Source organism: Bifidobacterium miconis (assembly GCF_019331735.1).
Classification (GTDB): domain Bacteria; phylum Actinomycetota; class Actinomycetes; order Actinomycetales; family Bifidobacteriaceae; genus Bifidobacterium; species Bifidobacterium miconis.
Map to the genome: position 1 here is coordinate 1 of NZ_JAHBBH010000013.1, position 17,178 is coordinate 17,178.

Genomic DNA, 17,178 nt, shown 5'->3' on the forward strand with positions numbered 1-17,178 from the left:
GGGCGCATGCTGCGAGCCCATGGTGGAGTTTTCGACGCAGCCGCCGTTGGTGATGAACACGTAGTCGTCGGGCGTCAGGTCGATCGAGGACTTGTCGCCTTCATGGTCGATGTCGATGCGCACGGCGATTTTCTTGGTGTCGGTGCTGTACGGGTTGCGCTTGAACACGCCGGACGTGGCCTGGATCTTGAGGATCGTGTCCTGGCCGACGCCGGTGCGCTCGTGCTTGGGGCCGTCTCCCCCGCCGATCGCGAATTCGACGTTGTCGACCTTGGTGTTGTAGTGGAACTGCACGCCGTGCGATTCGAGGTACTTGACCATGGGCAGGATCATGGACTCGTACTGGTTGTAGCGGGTGAAGCGCAGCGCGGAGAAGTCCGGGAGCCCCCCGATGTGGTGGATGTAGCGCTTGATGTACAGCTTCATTTCGAGCGCGGAATGCCAGTTTTCGAAGGCGAACATGGTGCGCCAGTACATCCAGAAGTTGGAGTTCAGCACCTCGTCGTCGAAGAAGTCGGTGATCGGCTTGTCGTACAGGTCTTCGTCGGGCGTGAAGAACAGCTTCATGATCTCCATCGACGCCTTGTCGGAGAGCCCGAACTTGCCGTTCGTTTCGGCGTCCTTGCCGAGGTCCTTGGTGGCGCGGCACAACGAGTAGTTCGGATCCTCCTTGTTGAGCCAGTAGTACTCGTCGAGCACGGAGACGCCGGGCGTTTCGATGGACGGGATGGAGCGGAACAGATCCCACATGACCTCGAAGTGGTTGTCCATTTCGCGACCGCCGCGCATCACGTAGCCGAGGCCGGGGATTTCGGCGCCGTCGCACGCGCCGCCCGCCACGGCGTCCTTTTCGAAGATGTGGATGTGCTCGCCGGGCATCTGCGCGTCACGCACGAGATAGCACGCGGCGGACAGTGCCGCGAGTCCGGTGCCGATGATGTACGCCGACTTGCCGTCGACGCCGGCGGGCTTCTTCGGACGGGCGAACGCCTCGTAGTTGCCGTTGGAATAGTACATGTTCCGCCTCCTTGACGGTGGAGTTGACATGCTGTCAACTTTGTCTTGATAGACATGATGTCGCATTTATGCGGCTCCCGCTATAGACACTAGACCGTGTTGTGTCGAAACACCAGAGTCGTGGAGGAAAACGCTCGCCTGGAGGGGTCTCAGCGAGCGAAAACCGCCACGACCAACGGAGCGGGATCATGGCGCGGATCATGGCGCGGCGCACATCATCGGCCCGCGCCGGTATGCTCGTATGAGGCATTCGCATGCACGCCGCCGGCCCGTCGCGGGCGAGCCCCGCATGCGTGGTACGACACAACACAGACCAGTAAGGAACGCAATGGCACTGACCAAGAAGCAGACCAAGCAGCTGCGCGCGATGGCGAACCAGCTCAAGCCGCTGCTGTACATCGGCAAGAACGATCTGACCGACGCGGCCGTCAAGCAGGCGTCCGAGACGCTGGACAGCCACGAGCTGCTCAAGATCGCGGTGCAGGACGGCTCCGGCCTGACCGCCAAGGAGGCCGCGGACAAGCTCGCCGGGCAGATCGGCGCCGAAGTGGTGCAGGTCATCGGCAACCGCTTCGTGCTCTTCCGTCGCTCCAAGCGCGACGATGTCGAGCACATCCAGCTCGTGCGCGAATAATCCGCAATCCACGCGATGACACCAGCCCGGCGCGGATAATCAATCCAGCCGGGCGGCATCGCCCTCGTCCGCGCGCATCATCGCACCGCATCACCACAGCACGCCCCCGCAAGCACACCTAAGGAAGCATCGCACATGGTCGCCATCGCACCGCGCGAACCGTTCGCCATCACCCACGCCACCGTCGTCACCGCGGACGCGGTCGGCACCACGCTCGAGGACATGACCATCCTCGTCGGCGCGGACGGGCGCATCGAGCAGGTCGCCCCCAGCGCGCAGGCGCCGGTACGCGACGGCCGCCGCATCATCGACGCGACCGACAAGGTCGTCATGCCGGGCCTGATCAACGCGCACACGCACCTGTTCTCCGACGGCAAGCCGCTCAATCCGAAGATGGCGACCCCGCGCGGACAGCGCGTCACCGCGGCGATCATGCACTCGCCGTTCGGCCGGCCGTATCTCAAGGCACGGGCCAAGGCCAGCGTGACAACGCTGCTCAACTCCGGCGTGACGACCATACGCACGCTCGGCGACGTCGAATACGAGGCCGTCGACCTGCGCGACCGGATCGGCGAGGGCAGGATCGTCGGCCCGCGCATCCTCGCCTCCGGGCCGCTGCTGGCGATTCCAAACGGCCACGGCGCGCCGCTCATCGCGCTGACCGGCAGCACGCCGGACGACATGGCGAACAATGCGCGGCTCAATCTCGAGCATGGCGTGAACGCGATCAAGATCGCGGCGACCGGCGGCGTCACGGACGCGCAGCGGGCCGGCGAGGCGGGCAGTCCGCAAATGGGCGTCGACCAGATGCGCGCGATCTGCGACACGGCGCACGAGGCCGGCGTGATCGTCGCCGCGCATGCGCAAAGCCCCGAAGGCGTCAAACGCGCGCTGCTTGCCGGCGTGGACACGATCGAACACGGCAGTGCGCTCGACGCGGAGATGATCGAACTGTTCCGGCACAACCCGCATTCGCTGCGCGGCTGGTCGGCGCTGATCCCGACGCTGTCGGCCGGTCTGCCGCTCACGGAAATCGACCAGTCGGTCACCGGCATCACCGACATCCAGCTGTCGAACTCGCGCAACGTGGTCTCCGGCATGATCGCCGGCGCGGACGAGGCGCACGAGGAGGGCATTCGCGTGGGCGTCGGCACGGACACGGCGATGACGTTCGTCACACAGTACAACACGTGGCGCGAACTCGACCTGCTGGTCAAGCGCGCCGGATTCTCGGCCGCGGAGGCGATTCACGCGGCCACGCGCATGAACGCCGAGATTCTGGGCGTGGACGGCGTGACCGGTTCGATCGAGGTCGGCAAGACCGCGGACCTGCTGGTGCTCGACACCGATCCGCTGCTCGATCTGCGCGCGCTGCGGCAGCCGGCGATGGTGGTCACGGCCGGGCACGTGATCGACGATCCGAAGGTGCGCCGTTTCGACGACATCGACGATCTGCTCGACGGCGCGTTCAACGAATAGGCTTCTCGCCAAGACGACAAACGGCTGTATCCTGCGTCCGGCAACGCGAACGCGGAATACAGCCGTTTGTGCGATGATGCGATCGCGATGATGCGATCGACGCCGGTTCAGAGACCGTGCCGGCTCAGATGTTGCCGCGCACGTGCTGGTCGGCCCACGACTGCGAGTGCGCGAAGGTCGCCGGATCGGCGCTCACGTTCGCGTGCGGGTCGTCGAGCGCGTCGATGGCGGCGAGTTCGGCCGGGGTCAGGTCGAAGCCGGCGCTGGCGAGGTTCGCCTTCATGCGTTCGACGTGCTTGGACTTGGGAATGACGATGCGGCCCTCCTGCGTGTGCCAGCGCAGCACGACCTGCGCCGGGGTGACGCCGTGCGCCTTGGCCGCGGCGACGACCGGCTCGGATTCGATGTCCCTGCCGTGGCCGAGCGGGCTGTACGCTTCGGCGACGATGCCGTGCGACGCGCAGAACGCGAGATTGCCCGGCTGGCTGAACCGCGGGTGCGCCTCGATCTGGTTGACGGCCGGGGTTTCGCCGGAGTCGTCGATGACGCCGCGCAGATGCTCGGGCAGGAAGTTGCTGACGGCCGGCACGCGGATCGCGCCTTCGTCGCGCAGCTTGAGCAGCGCGCGCCACGTTTCCTTGTAGAAGCCGGCGGCGGGGAACGGCCAGTGGATCAGGTACATGTCGACCACGTCGACCTTGAGCTTGCGGCGCGACTCCTCGAACGCGACCATTGCGGAATCGTAGCCCTGGTCGCAGTTGCGCAACTTGGTGGTGACCCACACCTTGCCGGCCATGCCAGTGGCCTTGAGCGCGTCGCCGACCTGCTCCTCGTTGTAGTAGGCGGCCGCCGTGTCGATGTGCCGGTAGCCGATTTCGAGCGCCTCCTCGACCGCGCGCTGCGTGTCCTCCGGAGGGATCTGGAACGTGCCGAAGCCGATCTGCGGGATCACCGAATGCGCCTTGTCGTTCAGGGTCAGTTCCGGCGCGCGCAGTTGCGCGCCCGACGTGTTCGTTTCACCACTCTGTTCGCCCATCATCATGCCTTTCCGTGCTGTGTCATCGGTCCATGCCGTGTCATCGGCATGGGACTTCACTGGATGGCCGATTCGCCATGCGGTTCCATGCTATACCGCTTCCGTCCGGGCATGGCGCGGCGTATCGCGGCGGGCCGTGTGATGCCCGTCACGATACGTCTTGGCTTGCCGCGCGGCGATCCCACGTCACGCGGCCGGCAGGCAGCTGGGGCCGAACAGGATCTTGATCTCGGCGAACAGCGCCGTGTCGCGCCGCACGCGGAACCGGTCGCCGAACGTGAGCACCTGCGCGTTGCCGTCGTCGTCCATCACCGCGAGCCGCACCTCGCACGTGCCGGGGTGCGCGTGCAGCACCTGCGCGAGCCGGCTCACGTTGCCGCGGCCGAGCGCCATCTGCGGCAGGGTGATGAGCAGCGGGCGCTCGTCGGCCGCCTCGAGCGTGGGCACCTGCATTTCGGTGGCGCGCATGGACACGGTTTCGTCGCGAACCTCGGCCGTGCCGCGGATCTGCACAATCTGGTCGACGGCCAGATCGGCCATGGCCGCCTCGTACACCTTGCCGAAGAACATGCACTGGATGGAGCTTTCCATGTCCTCCACGGTGACGATCGCCCACGGGTTGCCCTTCTTGGACACGCGCCGGTCCACGCCGGTGATGAGGCCCGCGATGGTGACCTGCTGGCCGTCGCCCATGGTCTTGGCCCGGTCGATCAGGTGCGCGATGGACATTTCGCGCAGACCCGCCAGCACGGCCTGCATGCCGGACAGCGGGTGGTCGGACACGTACAGGCCGAGCATCTCGCGTTCGAAGTTGAGCTTGGTCTTCTTGTCCCACTCCTCGATGTCGGGCACGGATACGGCGGCGTCGCCCATCGCCTCCATGCCGCCGTCCTCGTCGTCGGAGAACAGGTCGAACTGGCCTTCCGCCTGCTTACGCTTGATACCGACGACCGAGTCGATGGCCGCCTCGTGGATGGTGAACAGGGCACGGCGGTTCGGGTCGATCGAGTCGAACGCGCCGGCCTTGATGAGCGATTCGATCATGCGCCGGTTGAGCGCGGTGAGCGGCACGCGGCGCACGAAGTCCATGAAGTTGACGTACTTGCCGCGCGGGCCGTTGCGTTCGGCGATGATGTCCTTGACGGGAGCCTCGCCGACGTTGCGGATCGCGCCGAGGCCGAAGCGCACAACGTCGCCGACTGCCGAGTATTCGAACACCGACTCGTTGACGTCCGGGGACAGCACCTGGATGCCCATGCGCCTCGCCTCGCCGAGGTAGAGCGCGGTCTTGTCCTTGTTGGTCGACGCGCCCTGCAGCAGGGCGGCCATGAACTCGACCGGATAGTGGGTCTTCAGGTACGCGGTCCAGTACGAGATCAGGCCGTACGCGGCCGAATGCGCCTTGTTGAACGCGTAGCCGGAGAACGGGACCAGAATCTCCCAGATCGCCTCGGCGGCCTCCTCGGAGTAGCCGTGTTCCTTCATGCCGGCGAAGAACGGCACCTTCTCCTTGGCCAGCACTTCGGGCTTCTTCTTGCCCATGGCGCGTCGCAGCACGTCTGCCTTGCCGAGCGAGTAACCGGCGAGGATTCGCGCGGCGGACTGCACCTGCTCCTGGTAGATGATCAGGCCGTACGTCTCGTCGAGCACCTGCTTGAGCGGCTCGTCGAGCTCGGGGTGGATCGGCGTGATCTTCTGCAAACCGTTCTTGCGCTTGGCGTAGTTGGTGTGCGATTCCATCGACATCGGGCCCGGTCGGTACAGGGCGATGAGTGCGGAGATGTCGTTGAAGTTGGTCGGCTTGAGCGTGCGCAGCAGCGCGCGCATGCCGTCACCATCGAGCTGGAAGACGCCGAGCGTGTCGCCGCGCGAAAGCAGGTCGTACGTCGGCTTGTCGTCGAGCGGGATCTTCGTGTGGTCGATTTTGCCCTTGCCGTTCTGCTCGATGTTGCGTATCGTGTCGCGGATGATCGTCAGGTTGGACAGGCCGAGGAAGTCCATCTTGACCAGTCCCAGCGTTTCGCACGTATGGTATTCGAACGTGGTCGTCACCGTGCCGTCGACGCGTTCGAGCAGCGGCGACGTGTCGGTGATCGGCTCGGAACCCATGATCGTGGCGCACGCGTGCACGCCGGTCTGGCGGATCAGGCCCTCGATGCCCTTGGCCTCCTCGGTGATGCGCTTGACGTCCGGATTGGAGTCATACAGTTCGCGGTATTCGCGCGCCTCGGCGTAGCGTTTCGCGTTCGGGTCGAAGATGTCGTGCAGGCTGATGTCCTTGCCGCCGGTTTCGGCCGGGGGGAGCGCCTTGGTGACGGTGTCGCCCATGGAGAAGTCGTAGCCCATGATGCGCGCGGAGTCCTTGAGCGCCTGCTTGGTCTTGATCGTGCCGTAGATCACGCACTGGGCGACCTTGTCGTGGCCGTACTTGTCGGCCACGTATTCGAGCACGCGCGCGCGGCCGTCCGGGTCGAAGTCCACGTCGATATCCGGCAGGGAGACGCGTTCCGGGTTGAGGAAGCGTTCGAAGATCAGGCCGTGCTTCAGCGGGTCGAGTTCGGTGATGCCCATCGCGTAGGCGACCATCGCGCCTGCCGCGGAGCCTCGGCCGGGGCCGACCATCACGCCGTGGGACTTGGCCCAGTTGATGTAGTCGGCGACGACGAGGAAGTAGCCGCAGAACTGCATCTGGCAGATCACGCCGCATTCGTAGTCGGCCTGCTTGAGCACTTCGATCGGCGGGTTGCCGTCGTAGCGCTGCTCGAGGCCCTCCTCGACCTTCTTGAGGAACAGCGACGTCTCGTCCCAGCCTTCGGGGCAGGCGAACTGCGGCATGAACGCGCCGTCCTCGTTGTCGTCAAACATGACGTTGCAGCGTTCGGCGATCTCGAGCGTGTTGTCGCACGCTTCGGGCAGGTCCTTGAACAGTTCGCGCATCTCCTCGGCGGACTTGATGTAGTAGCCGGAGCCGTCGAACTTGAAGCGGTCGGGATTGTCGAGCGTGTCGCCGGAGTTGATGCACAGCATCGCGTCCTGCGCGTCGCGGTCGGCCTCGTGCACGTAGTGCGAGTCGTTCGTGGCGAGCAGCGGCGCATTGAGCTTCTTCGCGATGGTGAGCAGGTCGTTGGTGACCTGCGTTTCGATCTTGAGGCCGTGGTCCATGAGTTCGATGAAGAAGTTGTCGCGGCCGAAGATGTCCTGCAGCTCGCCGGCGGCGCGCAGGGCCTCGTCGAACTGGCCGAGGCGCAGGCGGGTCTGGATGATGCCCGACGGGCAGCCGGAGGAGGCGATCACGCCCTTGGAGTAGGTGGCGAGTACCTCCTTGTCCATACGCGGGTAGCGCATGACGCGGCCTTCGAGGTTCGCCACGGAGCTCGCCTTCATGAGGTTGACGAGACCCTCGTCGTTTTCGGCCCACATGGTCAGGTGGGTGATCACGCCGCCGCCGGAAACGTCGTCGGGGTTGCGCCGGCGGTGCTTTTCGTCGAGGTTCGGGTCCCAGTTCGTGTCCCAGCTGACTCGGGTGGGGTCCTGACGCGCGGTTTCCGGCGTCACGTAGGCTTCGATGCCGATGATCGGCTTGACGCCGGCCTTGACGGCCGTGCTCCACATTTCGTACGCGCCGTGCATGTTGCCGTGGTCGGTGATGCCGACGGCCGGCATGCCGAGCTCCTTGACCCGGCTCACCAGATTCGGGATCTTCGACGCGCCGTCCAGCAGCGAATAGTGCGTGTGATTGTGCAGATGTACAAAGCTTGTTCCCGTTTCGGCCATGCGTTCCACCATACCCCATCCCCACGGCCGCTCCCCCGCGGCGAACATCGACCACGGTGGATAACCCGTTGTGGATAACCTCCGACCATTCGACCACAGGGGCCGGTTTGCATTGACAGGCATGGCGGAGGTCCCGTAGCGTGAGAGGCCCGTGACGCACGAGAAAGGAAACGACGATGTTGCCCTCGCCCTATCCGCCACAGCAGGAAGACGACTCAATGCCCCCGAACCGACGGCCATGGCCTCCGCCGCCGTACTCGGCGGACGGCAGGAGGCCGCGGCCCGACGATGATGAATCCGGCGCGCGCATCCTGCGATCGATCGGGATTTCCTCCCTTGTGCTGGGCGCGGTGCTGGGCATGGTCGCGTTCGCCGGCATGCTGTATCTTGCTCGGGGCGAATACCGGCCGGAAGACGTGCTGATCCTGCTTGTGGCATGCGCGGCCGGAGCCTGCTGCATACCGTCCCTGCTTGTCGGCGCGGTGCTGTCCGTCGCCGCCGGTATTCAGGGGCACCGGGAAGCCCGTAAGGCCGCGCAACGCCCATGCGGACCGGCCGTCTCCTCCGACGAGGCGGAGACGGCGGCAACGGCGGCAGGGATCATGGCGGCGGCTGGTTCGCCGCCCCCGATGGCGGATCCGCCCCCAATGCCGGACTCGTCCGGAACGGCGGCCCCGCCCGACGAACGCGCCGTACGGCGAGGCCGGCCATGTGCCTAGCAACGGTATGTTCCGGCCGGCCGGTCTCCTCGCGTCGTAGCGGTACGGGCACGACGGCGTTCCGCCGTCCTCCGACGCGGCAGGACGCTCATGCTGTCAGCTCGCGTCCCGGAGCGCATGCCTCTCGCGGATGGCCTCGAGCGCATGGGCCAGATCGGCGGGATACCGCGACGTGACCGTGGTCCACACGCGGGTGCGCGGGTGGCGGAATTCGAGCTTCATGGCATGCAGCCACTGGCGTTCCAATCCGAGCTCAGAGGAGAGCACCGGATTCGCCCCGTACATCGGGTCGCCGACGAGCGGGTGCCCTATGGAGGAGAAATGCACGCGGATCTGGTGGGTGCGCCCGGTTTCGAGGTTCACGGACACGAGCGTGGCCTCTCCCCCGAAACGCTCCATCACGTCCCAGTGCGTGACGGCGGGCTTGCCGGACGGCGTGACGCAGAAGCGGAAGTCGGACACCTTCGCGCGGCCGATCGGCGCCTCGATGGTGGCCTTGTCCTCCTTGAGGCTGCCCTGCACAAGCGCGTGGTAGGTTTTGCGCACCTCGTGTTCGGCGAACTGCCGGCGCATCTCCACGTACGCGAGATCGGACTTGCAGACGAGCATGAGTCCGGACGTGCCCACGTCGAGCCGGGAGACGATGCCCTGACGGCCGGGCGCGCCGTACGACGTGATCGACACGCCGCGGTCGAGCAGGCTGCCGAGCACGGTCGGTCCGGTCCAGCCGACGGACGCGTGCGCGGCGACGCCGACGGGCTTGTCGACGACGACCACGTCGTCGTCCTCGTACACGATGGCCATGTCCGTGGCGATCGGTTCGGGTTCGGCCTGCTCTTCGACCAAGTCGAACTCGACCGTGTCGCCGGACATCAGCGCGCCGGACTTGGCGATGTCGCGGCCGAGCACGCGGGCCTGTCCGGTTTCGATCACGTCGGCGGCCTTGGCTCGCGAAATGCCGAGCATTTTGGCGACGGCCACGTCAAAGCGCTTGCCGACCAGAGCGTCGGGGGCGGGTACGAGACGGCTCATAGCGTGTCTCCGCCTTTCGACGCGTCCTTCCCCCCGTCCTGTCGCGTATCGGAACCGGCCCGCATCTCGTCGAGACGCGCCAGATCGGCCTTCGAGAACGGCTCTCCGGTCACGATCAGCGCGACGATGCCGATGCCGGCGACCATCAGCCAGATGTCGGCGACGTTGCCGACCGACCAGCCGTAGTTGAGAAAGTCGACGACCTTGCCGTTCAGGAATCCGTCCGCGTACGCGACACGGTCGATGAGGTTGCCGAGCGCGCCCGCGAACGCAAGGGCGAGCACGGCGTTCCACCGCATCGACACGGTCCGCGCCGCCAGCACGACGATCGCGACGCATGCCACGACGGCGAGCAGCGAGATCACCCACGTCATCGACGAGCCGAATCCGAGCGACGCGCCGGGATTGTGCACGAGCGTGAGCGACAGCAGTCGCGGAATGACCGGAACCGTGCGGCCGTCGGCCAGCGCGGACTGCGCCCACAGCTTGGTCAGCTGGTCAAGCACCAGCGCCACGGCCGCCACACATGCAAAGACGGCCACGCGGGCGCGCGGCCGTCCCTGTCGAATAGTCATAATCGATTATCCGCCTCAGATCACTCGCCGGAGCGCTCGATCTTGCTGTAGTTGTTCGTGTCGGACACCTGGCCGATCAGGCCGGACAGGAACTCGGTCAGACGGGCGCGGTAGGCGCTCTCGAACTGCTTGAGACCCTGGATGTTGCCCTCGATGACCTTGGTCTGCTCGGTGAGCGTGTCGCGCACCTGCTGGGCGTAGCTGTCGGCCGTGTTGCGGGTGTTCTTGTCGTACTCCTCGGCGGCCGTGCGGGTCTTCTTGTCGTACTCGTCGGCGGCGGCGTGGACCTTCTGCTCGTGCTCGGCGGCGCGGCGCTGGACCTCGGCCTCGTAGGCGTCGGCCTCCTGATGCTTGTTGGTCAGGTAGGTGTCGGCGTCCTGACGGGTCTTGACGGAATAGCCGTCGGCGTCGCCGCGCACGCGCTCGGAGTACGCGTCGGCGTCCTGATGCACGCGCTTGCCGTATTCGTCGGCCTCGGAACGGGTGCGGGTGGAGTAGTCGTTGGCCTTGGTGACCAGCTCGTTGTACTTGTTCTGGCTGGCCTCGGTGATCTGCTTGGCCTGCGCCTTGCCCTTGTCGACGTACTGGTCGTGCAGCTGCATGGCGAGGGCGAGCATGGCGGTGGCGCGCTCCGGCTCGGAGCTGGCGGACGCGGCGGCGCCGGCGATCTTCTGCAGGCTGCCGGTTTCGGTGCTCGGCTCGACCTTGGAGACCTGCTCGCGCAGCTGGTTTTCGCGCTGCTTGGACTCCTCGAGCTGGCGGGTGAGCTCCTTGACCTGGGCCGCGGCCTGCTGGGCCTGCACGACCTGCTGCTGGGCGGAGGCCAGCTGACGGGACAGGTCCTCGCTGTTGGCGCGGAACGTGTCGCGCTCGCGCTGGATGGCGGTGAGCTGGTCGGCCAGCGCGTCGTTGTCGGACGCCTTGGCGGCCTGCGCGGTGAGCTGGTCGATCTGCTTGTTGAGCTGGTCGACCTGACCCTTGAGCTGCTCGTTCTGGGCGGCGAGGGCGTGGTTGCTCTCCTCGGCTTCGGCGAGCTTGGATTCGGCGACCTTGGCGTTCTGCTCGCTCTGGCCCGCGGCGTTGCCGGCGGCCGACTTCAGCTTCGCGTTCTCGTCCTGGAGCTGCTGCACCTGTGCGGTCAGCTCGGAGATCTTCTTGTTCAGGTTGGTCACGTCCGGGCCGAGCGACTGGGTCGCGGCGCCCGCGGCGACAGCCTGCTTGCCGAGCGCCTCGACGGTCTCGGTCACCTGATCAAGAAAGTCGTCGACCTCGTCGACGTCATAGCCTTCCTTGAATCGAACCGTCTGGAAGGTATGCTCCCTGATGTCCTTCGGAGTCAACAAAGCCATAAATCTCTACACCTCGCTTTGGGGCAATGCCTCGCTGTGTTGGTATCAAGACATGATGCTAGCACGGACCCCGTGTCAATACGCGCGTTTTGCGAGGTTTGGCGGACACTCGGAGCGCGGCGCCACGGGACGAGGCGACGCCGCATGGGGCGACGGACGGAATGCGGTTCAGATGAGCACCTGCAGCACGACGAGCGCGAAATACAGCACGATGAAGCTCACGTCGAAGGAGATGGGGCCCATCGGGATCGGCCTGATGTAGCGGCGCAGCCAGCGCAGCGGCGGTTCGGTGAGCTGGTAGACCACGCCGATCAGCGAGGCGACCACGCCGGTCGGATACCAGCGGGGGGCGAGCATGGCGGCCCAGTCGAGGATCATGCGGATGAACAGAATGGTGATGTACGTGCCGATGAGCCAATCGACGATGCGCGCGAGAATAAGAAACAGCATGCCCCCAGCCTATCAACAGGACTGGGGGCATGCCGTGCAAATGCCGAATGTGCGCCACGGGCCGAACGCCGATCGTCGACGACGTGCGACGAAACCGCCATCGATGCGCGTATGCGCGTATGTATCGCGGTCAGTCGGCGAACAGGTCGTGCGCCGCGCTCGGCGCCTGCGGTTCCTCGACCTTGATGTTGACCTGCGCCGGGCTGAGCAGGAACACGCGCGGGGTGACGCGTTCGATGGAGCCGCGCACGCCGAAGACGACGCCGGCGGAGAAGTCCACGATGCGGTAGGCGATCGGTTCGGCCACGCCGGTCAGGTTGAGCACCACCGGCACGCCGTCGCGCAGCGCACGGCCGACGAGCTGGGCGTCGTCGTAGGTCTTCGGATGGATGGTGGTGATGCGGCTGACGCGGCTCTGGAACGGATTCGATTCACGCGTCGACGTGGACGGCGTGCTGACCGGAGCGGGCGTGGAGGCCGGGGCCGAGCCCATCGGCGTCACGGAATGGTCGGAGTCGAAGGACGAAGAGTCGGTGTCCGGCTCGTCGTCGTACTGGTCCTCGTCGTCGGCCACGTCGGTCATGCCCAGATAGGACATGGCGTTCTTCATAAACCCTGCCATGACAGTTCCTTTCGGTCAGTGCCGGCTCAGCGCAGGAAGTCCGGGATGTCGAGATCGCCCGGATCGTTCGGGGAGACGATCTGATGCTCGTACGTGTCGTCGTAGCGCGGCTGGGCCTGCTGCGGCACGTACTGGAACGGCTGGGCCTGCTGCGGCTGCTGCTGGACGGGCTGCTGCACCGGCTGGACCGGCTGCACCGACGGGATGATCGGCGTCGGCTGCGAAATCGGCTGCTGGACGGGCGCGGTCTGCACCGGCTGCGGATTCGACGGCTGGGTCGGCGTCTGCTGCGCAGCGGGCTGCTGTGCCGGCTGCGCAGCGAAGAACGGGCGGGACGCCGCCGGGGCGGAGTGCTGCTGGGCCGGCTTGACGGACGGGTTCGGCGAGGTCAGGATGGTCGGGCCCTTGGACTTGGCCGGTTCCTCGGCCACCGGGGCTTTGGACTTCGGGTCGAAGCCGGCGGCGATGACGGTGACGCGCACTTCGTCGCCGTAGGCGTCGTTGAGCGCGAGACCCCAGATGATCTGCGCTTCGGGGTGGATGGCCTTGCGCACGAGCTCGACGGCGGACGCCGCCTCCTGCAGGCCGAGGTCGGTCGGGCCGGCGATGTTGACCAGCGCGCCGTGCGCGCCCTCGATGCTTTCCTCGAGCAGCGGCGAGCTGATGGCGATCTCGGCGGCCTGGGTGGCGCGATCCTCCCCCCGCGCCGAACCGATGCCGAACAACGCGGTGCCGGCGCCGCGCAGGATGGCGGTGACGTCGGAGAAGTCGACGTGGATGTAGGACTGCATCGTGATCAGGTCGGTGATGCCCTGCACGCCCGCAAGCAGCGCGGTGTCGGCGGTCTTGAACGCGTCGACGATGCCGATGGTGCGGTCGGACAGTTCGAGCAGACGGTCGTTCGGAATGACGATGAGCGCGTCGACTTCCTTGCGCAGGTTCTCGATGCCGAGCGCGGCGGACGAGGAGCGCTGCGGTCCTTCAAAAGAGAACGGACGCGTGACGACGGCGATGGTGAGCGCGCCCTGCTGGTGGGCCGCCTTGGCGACGATCGGGCTGGCGCCGGTGCCGGTGCCGCCGCCCTCGCCGCAGGTCACGAACACCATGTCGGCGCCCTTGAGCGCCTCCTCGATGTCGGACTGGTGGTCCTGCGCGGCCTTTGCGCCCTTCTCCGGGTCGGCGCCCGCGCCGAGGCCACGGCTGGTGTTGTCGGAAAGGGAAATCTTCACGTCGGCGTCCGAACGCAGCAAATCCTTTGCGTCGGTGTTCACCGCGACGAACTCAACGTTCTGCAGTCCTTCGGCGATCATGCGGTTGACGGCGTTGCCGCCTGCGCCGCCGACGCCAACGACCTTGATGTTGGTTTTGTCGTTGAACTGCTCAGTCTGGGCGATTTCGCTCACCATTGTCTCCTGTCACTCACACGGTTACGCATAACTCTATCGCAGAACCCCTGATATTTCAGGGCATGTTCCACGGTTTGCCCCGGCGTTTCGCGCCGGGCCCAAGCTTTTTCCTCCGCCTAGTAGCTGGCGTCCATCGGATCGTCGCCGAACAGCGTTTCACGCTGCTCGTGCGTTGTTTCACGCGAATCCAGCCAACCGTAGGGCAGATGCACTTTTTTGGCGAAGCGCACACGGCCCCGGGGCTTGTCCTTGACCCGCTCCGGGAAAGTCATCGCCGGGTCGAGTTTGCCGATCTCGCGGCGAACATCCTCAAGACTTTCACATTCCATAAAGGCCTTGCGCGTCGATCCGCCCACGGGGAAGCCCTTGAGATACCACGCGACGTGCTTGCGCAGGTCGTGCACGGCCATGCGCTCGTCGCCGTCATAGAATTCGACCAACAGCTCGGCATGGCGTTCGATCACGCGGCACACGTCGCCGAGCGTCGGGTTGACGCGCGTCGGATCCCCCGCGAACGCATGCTTGATGTCGGCGAACAGCCACGGGCGTCCCTGGCAGCCGCGACCGATCGCGACGCCCGCGCAGCCGGTCTCGCGCACCATTGCGAGCGCGTCGTCCGCGCCCCAGATGTCGCCGTTGCCGAACACGGGAATGTCGAGCGCCTCCGTGAGCTCGCCGATGCGGCTCCAGTCGGAGTGGCCGCCGTAGTATTCGGCGGTCGTGCGCGCATGCAGCGTCACCGCCGCGCAGCCTTCCTCCTGCGCGATGCGGCCGGCTTCCATGAACGTCTCGTGCTCATGGTCGATGCCGACGCGGATCTTCGCGGTGACGGGGATGTTCGACTCGCCGCACACGCGCACGACGCGCTGGATGATCTCGCGGAACAGGTCGGTTTTCCACGGCAGCGCCGAGCCGCCGCCGCGACGGGTCACCTTGGGCACCGGACAGCCGAAGTTGAGATCGACGTGGTCGGCCATGTGCTCGTCGACGACGATGTGCGCGGCCTGTTCGACGATGGCCGGGTTGACGCCGTACAGCTGCAGCGAGCGGATCTTCTCGCTCGGCGCGAACCGGCACAGGCGCAGCGCCTTCGGATTGCGGGCCACGAGCGCGCGGGCGGTGATCATTTCGGCCACGTACAGGCCGTCCGGACCGTATTCCTCGCAGATCACGCGGAACGGCCAGTTGGTCACGCCGGCCATCGGCGAGAGCACGACCGGCGTGGGCACGGTGATCGGGCCGAGCTGCACCGGCGCGATCGTCACCGGTTCGGCCGACGCGCCGGGCGCCGGAGCGTCCGTGCGCGGGTCGAGATTGTCGGTCTCGTGCCGTGCGCTGATCACGGTTTCGTCATCATTGGTTTTCGTCACGAACAGTCTTCCCCTACGTGTTCCCTACGTTCGGCTCTCCGCCTGCAGGGAGAGGTCTCATACAAAGAGGTCATACAAGGCATGACTGAGGGGAGCAGAAGGTTCGTCGCCCTTGCTCCCCTCAAGCACTCAAGCCATTCGCGGCGGAGGCTTCCGCAACGCGGAGCCCGCCGTGCGCCGTCTGCCGAACGGTCAGTACAGGCCGCCGGCCTCGTTGATCTTCACGGAATCCGGCCACGGGTCGCCGCCCATGGACACCGGCTTCTGCGGCACATGCGTGCGCTTCTCGCCGATGCGGGAGTCGACGTACTCGGCGACGTGGTCGAGCGAGACGCGCTCCTGGTTCATGGTGTCGCGGTCACGGATCGTCACGGCCTGATCGTCGAGCGTGTCGAAGTCGACGGTGATGCACAGCGGAGTGCCGATCTCGTCCTCGCGACGGTAGCGGCGGCCGATCGCACCGGCCTCGTCGTAGTCGATCATCCACTCGTGCTGGCGCAGGTCGGACGCGAGGTTCTGCGCGACGGTCTGCAGCTCGGGCTTCTTGCTCAGCGGCAGCACGGCGGCCTTGATCGGGGCCAGACGCGGGTCGAGACGCAGCACGGTGCGCTTGTCGACGCCGCCCTTGGTGTTCGGGGCCTCGTCCACGTCGTACGCGTCCACGAGGAAGCACATGAGCGAGCGGGTCAGGCCGGCGGCCGGCTCGATGACGTACGGCACGTACTTCTCGCCGGTGGCCTGGTTGAAGTAGCTCAGATCCTCGCCGGAGTGCTTCGCGTGCGCGGACAGGTCGAAGTCGGTGCGGTTCGCGACGCCCTCGAGCTCGCCCCAGTCGGAGCCCTGGAAGCCGAACTTGTATTCGATGTCGACGGTGCGCTTCGAGTAGTGGGCGAGCTTGTCCTTCGGATGCTCGTAGTGGCGCAGGTTCTCCGGCTTGACGCCGAGGTCGAGGTACCACTGGGTGCGCGCGTCGATCCAGTACTGGTGCCAGTCCTCGTCGGTGCCCGGCTCGACGAAGAACTCCATCTCCATCTGCTCGAACTCGCGGGTGCGGAAGATGAAGTTGCCCGGCGTGATCTCGTTGCGGAACGACTTGCCCATGTTGGCGATGCCGAACGGCGGCTTGGAACGCGACGAGGTCATCACGTTCTTGAAGTCCACGAAGATGCCCTGCGCGGTCTCCGGGCGCAGATAGTGCAGGCTGTTCTCGTCCTCGACGGGCCCAAGGTGCGTGCGCAGCATCATGTTGAAGTCGCGCGGCTCGGTCCACTTGCCGCGGGTGCCGCAGTCGGGGCAGACGATGTCGGCCATGCCGTTCTCCGGCAGCTTGTCGCCGTGCTTCTCGGCATAGGACTCCTGCAGCTTGTCGGCGCGGTTGCGCTTGTGGCAGTTGAGGCACTCGACCAGCGGGTCGTTGAACACGGCAACGTGGCCGGAGGCGACCCACACCGGGGTCGGCAGGATGATGGACGTATCCACGCCCACCACGTCGCCGCGGGTGACGACCATGGAACGCCACCATTCGCGCTTGATGTTGTCCTTCAGCGCGACGCCGAGCGGACCGTAATCCCACGCGGAGCGGGTGCCGCCGTAGATTTCTCCGGCGGGGAACACGAACCCGCGACGCTTCGCGAGGGACACGACTTCATCGAGTTTGGATACAGCCACAATGCACCTTCTGGTTTGAACGGTTTGGGGACTAGTTAACGTTCCCG

At 66.0% G+C, this 17,178-nt stretch carries 14 protein-coding genes; 3 read left to right on the forward strand and 11 right to left on the reverse strand.

Annotated elements, in window-relative coordinates; translation table 11 throughout:
- The coding region (locus KIH79_RS05850; RefSeq protein ID WP_219058555.1) for an oleate hydratase at positions 1-1,017 on the reverse strand (1,017 nt) is incomplete at its 3' end.
- Positions 1,018-1,345: 328 nt separating this feature from the next.
- On the opposite strand from KIH79_RS05850, the gene KIH79_RS05855 reads away from it, so the two are divergent.
- Together KIH79_RS05855 and KIH79_RS05860 are read left to right on the forward strand one after the other, a co-directional pair.
- Positions 1,346-1,651 carry a YhbY family RNA-binding protein gene (locus KIH79_RS05855; RefSeq protein ID WP_219058556.1) on the forward strand — a complete coding sequence of 102 codons (306 nt, stop codon included), beginning with the start codon at positions 1,346-1,348 and terminating at the stop codon, positions 1,649-1,651.
- A gap of 135 nt (positions 1,652-1,786) precedes the next feature.
- Positions 1,787-3,130 carry a metal-dependent hydrolase family protein gene (locus KIH79_RS05860; protein ID WP_219058557.1) on the forward strand — a complete coding sequence of 448 codons (1,344 nt, stop codon included), beginning with the start codon at positions 1,787-1,789 and terminating at the stop codon, positions 3,128-3,130.
- Positions 3,131-3,254: 124 nt separating this feature from the next.
- Here the strand turns inward: KIH79_RS05860 and KIH79_RS05865 are convergent, their stop codons facing one another.
- Positions 3,255-4,166 carry an aldo/keto reductase gene (locus tag KIH79_RS05865; RefSeq protein ID WP_420829358.1) on the reverse strand — a complete coding sequence of 304 codons (912 nt, stop codon included), beginning with the start codon at positions 4,164-4,166 and terminating at the stop codon, positions 3,255-3,257.
- Positions 4,167-4,352: 186 nt separating this feature from the next.
- Entirely contained in the window at positions 4,353-7,940 is a 3,588-nt protein-coding gene (gene dnaE, locus KIH79_RS05870) for a DNA polymerase III subunit alpha (RefSeq protein WP_219058558.1), read from the reverse strand.
- Positions 7,941-8,158: 218 nt separating this feature from the next.
- Between dnaE and KIH79_RS05875 the strand changes: the two genes are divergently transcribed.
- Entirely contained in the window at positions 8,159-8,659 is a 501-nt protein-coding gene (locus KIH79_RS05875) for a hypothetical protein (RefSeq protein WP_219058559.1), read from the forward strand.
- A gap of 96 nt (positions 8,660-8,755) precedes the next feature.
- On the opposite strand, the gene KIH79_RS05880 is transcribed toward KIH79_RS05875, so the two are convergent.
- The 8 genes from KIH79_RS05880 to KIH79_RS05915 all read right to left on the reverse strand — a co-directional run bounded on the left by KIH79_RS05880 (position 8,756) and on the right by KIH79_RS05915 (position 17,131).
- A complete protein-coding gene (locus tag KIH79_RS05880; RefSeq protein ID WP_219058560.1) occupies positions 8,756-9,691 on the reverse strand; it encodes an RluA family pseudouridine synthase in 936 nt (311 codons plus the stop codon).
- Positions 9,688-10,266: a signal peptidase II gene (locus KIH79_RS05885; RefSeq protein ID WP_219058561.1), complete on the reverse strand. Its 579-nt coding sequence runs from the start codon at positions 10,264-10,266 to the stop codon at positions 9,688-9,690. The genes KIH79_RS05880 and KIH79_RS05885 overlap by 4 nt, the downstream gene beginning before the upstream one ends.
- Before the next feature lie 20 nt (positions 10,267-10,286).
- Complete coding sequence (locus KIH79_RS05890) at positions 10,287-11,615, reverse strand: DivIVA domain-containing protein (protein ID WP_219058562.1); 1,329 nt, start codon at positions 11,613-11,615, stop codon at positions 10,287-10,289.
- 168 nt (positions 11,616-11,783) lie between these two features.
- Complete coding sequence (locus KIH79_RS05895; protein WP_219058563.1) at positions 11,784-12,065, reverse strand: YggT family protein; 282 nt, start codon at positions 12,063-12,065, stop codon at positions 11,784-11,786.
- 130 nt (positions 12,066-12,195) lie between these two features.
- Positions 12,196-12,687, reverse strand: a complete 492-nt coding sequence (locus KIH79_RS05900; RefSeq protein WP_219058564.1) for a cell division protein SepF — start codon at positions 12,685-12,687, stop codon at positions 12,196-12,198.
- A 26-nt stretch (positions 12,688-12,713) separates the two neighbouring features.
- Positions 12,714-14,093 carry a cell division protein FtsZ gene (gene ftsZ / locus KIH79_RS05905; RefSeq protein WP_219058565.1) on the reverse strand — a complete coding sequence of 460 codons (1,380 nt, stop codon included), beginning with the start codon at positions 14,091-14,093 and terminating at the stop codon, positions 12,714-12,716.
- 116 nt (positions 14,094-14,209) lie between these two features.
- On the reverse strand, positions 14,210-15,463 hold the full coding sequence (gene dusB / locus KIH79_RS05910; RefSeq protein WP_219058566.1) for a tRNA dihydrouridine synthase DusB: 1,254 nt from the start codon (positions 15,461-15,463) through the stop codon (positions 14,210-14,212).
- Positions 15,464-15,655: 192 nt separating this feature from the next.
- On the reverse strand, positions 15,656-17,131 hold the full coding sequence (locus tag KIH79_RS05915; protein WP_219058567.1) for a glycine--tRNA ligase: 1,476 nt from the start codon (positions 17,129-17,131) through the stop codon (positions 15,656-15,658).
- Positions 17,132-17,178: the final 47 nt, after the last annotated feature.